Annotated in this window: 4 protein-coding genes and 1 pseudogene; 1 reads left to right on the top strand and 4 read right to left on the bottom strand. The window is 39.7% G+C overall.

Annotation, left to right across the window (positions count from 1 at the left end; translation table 11 throughout):
* Positions 1-462: 462 nt before the first annotated feature.
* Positions 463-576 (top strand): annotated as a pseudogene (locus EHQ17_RS15605) (integrase core domain-containing protein); the annotation flags it as partial.
* A gap of 75 nt (positions 577-651) precedes the next feature.
* On the opposite strand, the gene EHQ17_RS15600 reads toward EHQ17_RS15605, so the two are convergent.
* The 4 genes from EHQ17_RS15600 to EHQ17_RS15585 all read right to left on the bottom strand — a co-directional run.
* Positions 652-1,368, bottom strand: coding sequence for a hypothetical protein (locus tag EHQ17_RS15600; protein WP_135590794.1), 717 nt, complete (start codon positions 1,366-1,368; stop codon positions 652-654).
* A gap of 17 nt (positions 1,369-1,385) precedes the next feature.
* Positions 1,386-5,078 (bottom strand): hypothetical protein, encoded by a 3,693-nt coding sequence (locus tag EHQ17_RS20215; protein WP_246057584.1) that lies wholly within the window; start codon positions 5,076-5,078, stop codon positions 1,386-1,388.
* A gap of 786 nt (positions 5,079-5,864) precedes the next feature.
* Positions 5,865-6,581 carry a hypothetical protein gene (locus EHQ17_RS15590; RefSeq protein WP_135590795.1) on the bottom strand — a complete coding sequence of 239 codons (717 nt, stop codon included), beginning with the start codon at positions 6,579-6,581 and terminating at the stop codon, positions 5,865-5,867.
* 88 nt (positions 6,582-6,669) lie between these two features.
* On the bottom strand, positions 6,670-7,770 hold a 1,101-nt coding region (locus EHQ17_RS15585), incomplete at its 5' end, for a Hint domain-containing protein (RefSeq protein ID WP_246057583.1).

The raw sequence follows: 7,770 nt of genomic DNA, 5'->3' as shown, positions 1-7,770 counted from the left end.
CCTTTCTTGAAACAAAACTATCAGTTTCAATTTCAAACGATATCAAGGGTTTTTCGTGCTCCATACAACGATTCTCTATATCCATTCTACAATATCGAATCACAATTGTCAATTTTAAACGCTTTTTCTTCCGATTTATTACGATTTCTATCGCTTTTGGAGCCAAAAATCAGACATTTTGTCCCCTAAAAACGGGGTTTTCTTCTTTTATTCATAACCTAAATTCGACAACTCTTCATTTAAATGAATTCCCGATTCTATTAAAGTTTTGTAATCTGATTTCTTGTTTTTAGAATACAATGTGAATTTGGAAAAAGTGTTTCAAAAAACGTCAGCCTGTTGTCGCAAAAACTTCATGATTATAATCTGGAAGTATTTACGTTCCGTTTTTGGTGGGAGGGCTTTAGTTTGTTTCGTAGTTTGCCTTCGTTCACTCGCCAAACGCCTGTTATTCTGATACGTGGGAGAGTCGTTACCTTCCCTTCTCCTACCTCCAAGATTATCAAACGACAAGTTCTTGGGAGGTTGCATCATGTTTACTTCCATTCCGAGGTCAAATATGACATTCCCGCTTAACACTTGTTAGCTGCGCACCACAGAAATACTTAACAAACGACGGTTTTTGGACTAGGGCACGCTCAGCTCAGGATACTAGGACATCGGTTCAAGTCGGATGTGGCGAACAAATTCTTTAATCTCCTCAAGGGACTCGTTGTTAAAAAATAAGAAAACGACAGACCATTTATTATACAAAATGTATTCAACAGCCCAGTTTGCATTTTTGCCAGGTTCTTTTTGGATTAGAATTATTGATTTATTTGGATTAATAAAAAGATGCTTTAATGCAGTTTCAGACAATCGATGCATGGAGGCCGCTTTGATATATGCCGCTTTTTCTAACGTAGTTTCATAACCATCCCACAAGGAAAGATTGGATAAATTCAATGAATATGCTTTCTTGTAGAATTCCTCACAATTTTCCTTTCTAGCAACCCTACCATAGTAATAAAAAATATCGACATCGTCCGGACAAATCCAAGAATTATATCGAGCCGAAATTGCGAAATCCTTAAATCGTCCTAGTTCACATTTCGATGCTATAACTGATTCTTTACGCTTAAGAAATTTTTTACAGGGAACCTCTGAAATTTTCAAACCTTCCGGATTGCCGTATATTACTGTTGCTTTCGTTTTTTCTTCGCGTAAATTTAAAACCTCCGTTGTAAAATCAAAATTATCTCTATCCATAACAAATTCTTTAGTCTGCTCTATTAAACGATACTGAACATATTTGCAAGAAGCAAGAGTCGAAATCCCTAGGCCGAAAACTGATATAATTGTCCAGCGCAGTAACTTTTTTTTTAACACATTAGCATCCTCTAACATTAGTAATATCTAAACCGCTGGGGAGTAGCATTTTCAATAGTAATTGTAGTATTGGCTCCCTCTAAATACTCCCAGCTTCCTGAAAGAACCATACCGCCAAAGTTTATCGCCTTTGCTCGATACGGCAAAATGCTGTGCCCCATTATCTCATTCAAATCTCGTCCAGAAAAGTTACTCCATTGTTTAGCTAGATCATTCCAGTCCATACGATTCAGTTTTTGAATTGTTTCAGGTCGTAAATTGGAAAATATTTCCATACTTTCTGCATTTTTCGAACTCTCTATACCCACTTTTACTACACTCTCTAATAAATTACTTTGTCCAGTCTTCAACTCTAAAAACTCGTTCAAATTCCCAAGCATATATTTGTCGCCCGATTCAATGGCATCCGCAAGTAGTGCCGCTACTTTCGCGCTCGCTGCTATCTTCCTTGTATCTGCTGAAATAGCCGCCGCTTTCTCTACATCTTCTGTACCTAATCCTGTTGGATTGTCTAAAACGGCTCTTTTCGCTTTACCAAAAGCCGCCGCTATGGGTTTGATAGGATCGATCCAACCCAAAATTCTATTCATCAAGCTCTTGTACCAAGGGACATTATTTGGGTGAATGTTATCAAGCGTTCCATAAGAATTTCCATCCGTTAAAACTAAATTGTGTTCCATCCACTCTGGAACAAGATTACCGGTCTTCGAATCCCGAACTAAAACATTACCTTCCATATCTAAATACGTTCCTGGACGTGGGCCTGGTTTTATTGTGGGAGCCACTCCATCATCTCCACCAAATATTCCGTTCACTAACTCTTCGTAAAAAAGCTCGTCACGGCCCTTGTTGTTTACCGCCAGACCCATACCCGTTAAGATAGAAAACAACAACCCGTTGTTACCAAGCGTATCCATTCCGTTCTTTTGGCTCAAGCGATTGTAAATGTTCGCATACTCTCCGGGATTCGAACCCTCTAACGCGTTTAAGTCTATCCCTAAACTGTTCGTCAAACCCCCACGCTCCGTATAAGAAAAAGTAGTACTCATCGCTCCGGCCAAACCATAACCAGCAAAGCCCTGAGAATAAGTCAAACTCACTCCGTATCCTTGGTAGCTGTCGTAGTTTAAGTTGATACCACCCGCACCTACACTCCAACCGTGGCTACGAATCTTTCTACCTTGTTCGTCTAAACCGTAACCTTCCGTATAATAAGCGCTAACTCCGCCCGCTCGAACTCCCAAACCCCCGCTAAAACCGTTGTGCTCGTTGTAATTCAACATCGCACTCGGACCAATCGCTCGACCAGTCGCCGTTTTCATAACAGGCAACGTCGCGTTCATCCCTACTGTATAACCGTTACCATAGCTGTAGCCCAAGTTTACGGACAAAGAGCCGGCAGTCGCCATCTGAAGTTCATAGTTGATATAACCTTCAGCAGCGCCAGCAACCATTCCGCCCGCTCCACCTTCATAAGCCCCCCGCGCTGCTTTGTAGGCGGCATACGAGCCAGCTAAAGCCGCCTCTTGAGCAGGGAGCGCAGCCAAACTCGCTCCCGCAGTCTCAGGCGCTGCAATCACAGCGATCACTGCCATCGCGATTCCAGTAACTACGAAACCCGCCGTGATTACGTTGTCCGTTAATTTGTCGTTACGATACATCTCCTGACCGGTTCGATTACCCAACGTTGTATTACGTTCTTGATATTGATTGCTTTGACGATACCGAGATAACTCGAAATAGCCTTCATCTAAGGATTGGTCCAAACCCTTACCTATCTCGCCCAATCCTTGTCCTATCTTCGCCACTTGCGGAAGAGTTCCTCTTCCTAACTGGGTCACTTTGTCACCAGCAAACTGGAGTATGCCCGAGACAAGGTCCCCGATAAACATTACAAAGTCTACAATGCCGGTAACGGCATACATTAAACCTTGAAGACAACTCTCAAATTGTTTACCTGCATCTTTAAAATTTCCTTGGCTTACACTTTTGACTGTCTTGAGCGCCCCTTTGACAAATTCGGAACCGCCTTCAAAAATAGTACCCAACTGATTGTAAAATCTACCGATTCCTCCCTTAAAGCGCTCGCGAGATGCGTCCATCATCGCTTTGCGTTTGTCCATCTCCTTCTTCGTTTTCAAAATCGGGTAGAATTGACCAAACTGCCAAAGACCATACGCTCCTCCGGGAACTTCTCCCACTAACGTTCCGGAATTTGCTGCAAGCTCTATACAATCTTTAGCCGACTTGGACGCGCAGGATACGTTCTGGCCGTCCTGCACACTGCTTACAAAACCGTCAAAACTCCCGATCAGATCTTCCGGATCAAAGAGATTTTGTTCTAATTCGTAATTATGATAATTTTCAACGTCCAACGTCTTCTTGAAGTCGTTTAACATTTTGTTCTTTGCCAAACGAACCATCACACCGATGTCGCTCGGACTCGGAGCATTGCTCTTCCCGTCTAACAACGATTCGGTTTTACTCAGGTCCCATTCGTTGCCGTTGGAGTCCTTCACAAGAGGAAACTCAGTAGGAGGGGTATATACAAAGTCGTTGTAAACCGGTAAAACCTGCTGTTCTGTGCCACCCGCAGCGTTCTTGATCACGCGCAAATACATCGCTCCCATTCTCGCAAAACCGCCAAACGCCATCGTTGAGTCCAAACTCTTCTGCGTGGCTTCGTTTTGTTTTTTCACAGCAAGAACAAAACTCTCAGGCATATTCCGCAAACTCTCCAAAGCCTGCAAGATCACCATGTTCTGACTCAGAACATTCGTCTTCTCCATCAAACTCTTGAACTGATCCTTCACTCCCTTGTCGTTGAAGTTGTATTTCTTCACTTCGTTTAAAAAGAAGTTGGTATCGATGCTCGAAGCTCGGTCCATCAAACTCGCAGACAAACTTCCCGGCTTCTTCGCAAGCACGCTTGCAAGAATATCGTTCACATTGATGCTAAGTGAAACTCCCTGCGGTAAGTTCTCTTGCATGCTCTGAACCATACCCGCAATCGAATCATACATCTCTCGCAAACTCTGTTCTTCCGCGTTGTTCTGACTTGCCTGCAAAAAGTTCTGCGTCCACGTCTCTTTGTTTTGCACCGCTTGTTCGATCTTGTTCAAAAACAACGCCTGGTTCGCTTCGTGTTCCGCCTTGAAGTCCGCTCTCCAGTCCTTCCACTTCGCACCAAACTCCTGCGCCATGTTCTCCCAGCGTTTCGTTCCCACTTCTTTCAAGTACGAAACGTTCTGGATCCAATCCTGTTTCAGGTCGTAGAATTCTTTTTCTTTCAAATCCCACTGCTGCGATTGTTTGTCCGCGCGTTGTTTCAACTCCATTCCAAAAAGTTGTGTCACAACTCCGTTCTCGCCCATATAGTCGTGGATAACCTTTTGATAAATGTCCGTTTCCACGTTACGCGCAACCTCGTCCGGCGCCCCCGTCGTGTTGGTGATCTTTTTCGGCCGCGTCCTGCGGACCGCGCTCGCAGCTCCGGTCAAGTTATTGTATTCTGCTTTTGAAACATTACATTTCTCTAATGCCAATAACTTGACCACGCCTTGATCGCTCGCGGGGTCGTGGAAGGAAATCTCTCTTTGCGAACCAATGGTGCACGATTCCAAGGCCTTTCTTGAAACAAAACTATCAGTTTCAATTTCAAACGATATCAAGGGTTTTTCGTGCTCCATACAACGATTCTCTATATCCATTCTACAATATCGAATCACAATTGTCAATTTTAAACGCTTTTTCTTCCGATTTATCACAATTTCTAGCGCTTTTGGACCCAAAAATCAGACATTTTGTCCCCTAAAAACGGGGTTTTCTTCTTTTATTCATAACCCAAATTCGACAACTCTTCATTTAAATGAATTCCCGATTCTATTAAAGTTTTGTAATCTGATTTCTTGTTCTTAGAATACAATGTGAATTTGGAAAAAGTGTTTCAAAAAACGTCAGCCTGTTGTCGCAAAAACTTCATGATTATAATCTGAAAGTATTTACGTTCCGTTTTTGGTGGTAGGGCTTTAGTTTGTTGCGTAGTTTGCCTTCGTGCACTCGCCAAACGCCTGTTATTCTGATATGTGGGAGAGTCGTTACCTTCCCTTCTCCTACCTCCAAGATTATCAAACGACAAGTTCTTGGGAGGTTGCATCATGTTTACTTCCATTCCGAGGTCAAAAATGATATTCCCGCTTAACACTTGTTAGCTGTGCGCCACAGTAATACTTAACAAACGACGGTTTTTGGACTAGGACACAACACAATTTTCGAATTGTCTTTTAATTAAAATCTATAAAATTGGTTAATGCCTCTAACAAATAGAAAATTGATATATACACTTTTACTTTCTGCGAATTTTAACAACTGTATAATTTCAATTGTGTCAAAATATAAAACTGAGCATATTGCAACAGCGATAGCCTACTTTATCATAGGTGCATTGGTAATACTAATTTACGACTGGCGATTAATGAAATACATACTATACTTTTCTATACTATTTTTGATTTTTTAATTACGAAAGAATCAAGAGTGTACTCAAAACATAAAAAATTCGGAATAATAAATAGTGGTAATATTAAAAGTGAGATGAATCTTAAAGAGAAATACATAAAGAAAGACATTATTCGAAAATCAAACACCCCCCCCGCCGCTTGAAACATTGTTAATATCGATACCGCTGCCATCGATAAAAAAAATATAAATACTGAATAAAATAGAACGGAAAACAAAAAAATAAAGATTATTAATATCAAGCGCTGCTGTAGCAGCTCAATATATAAAGCAATCAAGTTTCTTTTCTGATCTATTTCAAGTGTCAGAAACAAGAAATATATCTCCCCAACAATTATTAATAAAAAGATAAATTGAATGAACTGACTCCTCCCAAAAGAAAAGAAGAAAGAAAAGAAAATTATTAATAAAAGCAACAGTTTCTGTCGCATAAAATAATTCTTTCGAAAATAACCAACTGCTTCTTTAAGTGAGACCCAACTGCTGCCCTTTGTTCTTTGTAAATTGAAAATCGAAAGTCCAAAAGAAAGTATACCTAATAATACTAAAGAATTAAGTACTGAACCAACTTCGTCATAAAATAAATGCCAATGAATAAATTCATTTTTTTGCAAAATCACCCAGTGCTTATTATGCTCAAGCGCGTAATAAGCACTGGATAAAAAGAAAAATGGAAACAAAGCGATGATTTCCATAAAAATAATATTTTGCCAATGTCTTCGACAATAGGTGACCCAACTTTTAGTTATATAAATATATTCTTTCATAACTTATTTAAATGCTTCACTTAGAAAGGAAATACTTTAAAATCTTCCATTTCGTAGGAGTCATGTCGAATGGAAGCGGGTTAACATCACCAGAAAGATCCAATGCACTTGGTATTAAATTTGTTAATTTTAGAACCTCAGTCCATACACCTGTTGATAAACCAGATTTTCCAGCATCGCTCAATTTCGAGACCTTCGATTCTAATTCAATTTCTTTTGCTTGCAGCTCTTCAATTTGTTTATATGTTGCATCACCGTCGAACATGATTTTCAACTTTTCGTGAATAATTTTAGCTTTCATTTTGCCTAGCGCTACTCCTTGTTCATATTCTGCCATTTTTTGAGAATCATTACGGTATTTATAAGAAGGATCTTTATCTTTAAGCTCTTCAGGCATCATTGCTAAAAATTTAGAAACTTCACTGCGTGGATCGTAATTATGTACTAAAACTCCAGAATCGCCTACGAAATAAGTATGATTTTCTTCTACACCTAAATTATAAACTTTTGTTTGTTCAACAGAACTATTCCGAATGTCAGTGATTTTTACTTCAGATCCATTTGATAAAAAAACAAGATCATTTATCTCTAAATCTTTTACCTCAATCCATGAACTCTTATTCGTAACCCAGAAAGGGTGATTCCACGTAGTTCGAAGGATTAACTCTTTATTTATTTCCACTTCATATATTAAATTACTGTTTTTAATATACAAATTAGTAACTTTTTTATAGCTTATCTCTTTCGTTACTTCATTCCAAGAGAGAACAAAATCCCCTTCAATAATGTCATTGATTTCCTTTAAACCATTCTCAGTATGAATCAAAGTGCCTGCCACAAAACATACTAACTCTAAGCTATTCTCATTTAATTGGCGTTTTATCATTCCATCATGATCTATGATATATTGATGACCTTCATTATCTGCCAATGAACCATCTGGCTGCCTATAGATAATACCTTTTCTTTGATTTAATCCATCTGCAGTTGTTACATCCTTACCCCCAAACAACTTTCCGTAACTCTCACTCACAAAGTTACTCACGCTGTTCCAAGCGCTCTGCATACCATTCCAAATACCCTTGCTACCAAACGTCTCGTTGTAAAAAGGAGATTC

It is taken from the genome of Leptospira gomenensis (assembly GCF_004770155.1).
Taxonomy (GTDB): Bacteria; Spirochaetota; Leptospiria; order Leptospirales; family Leptospiraceae; genus Leptospira; species Leptospira gomenensis.
Note: the sequence above shows the minus strand (reverse complement) of the source record. Positions and strands in the feature narration are given on the sequence as shown.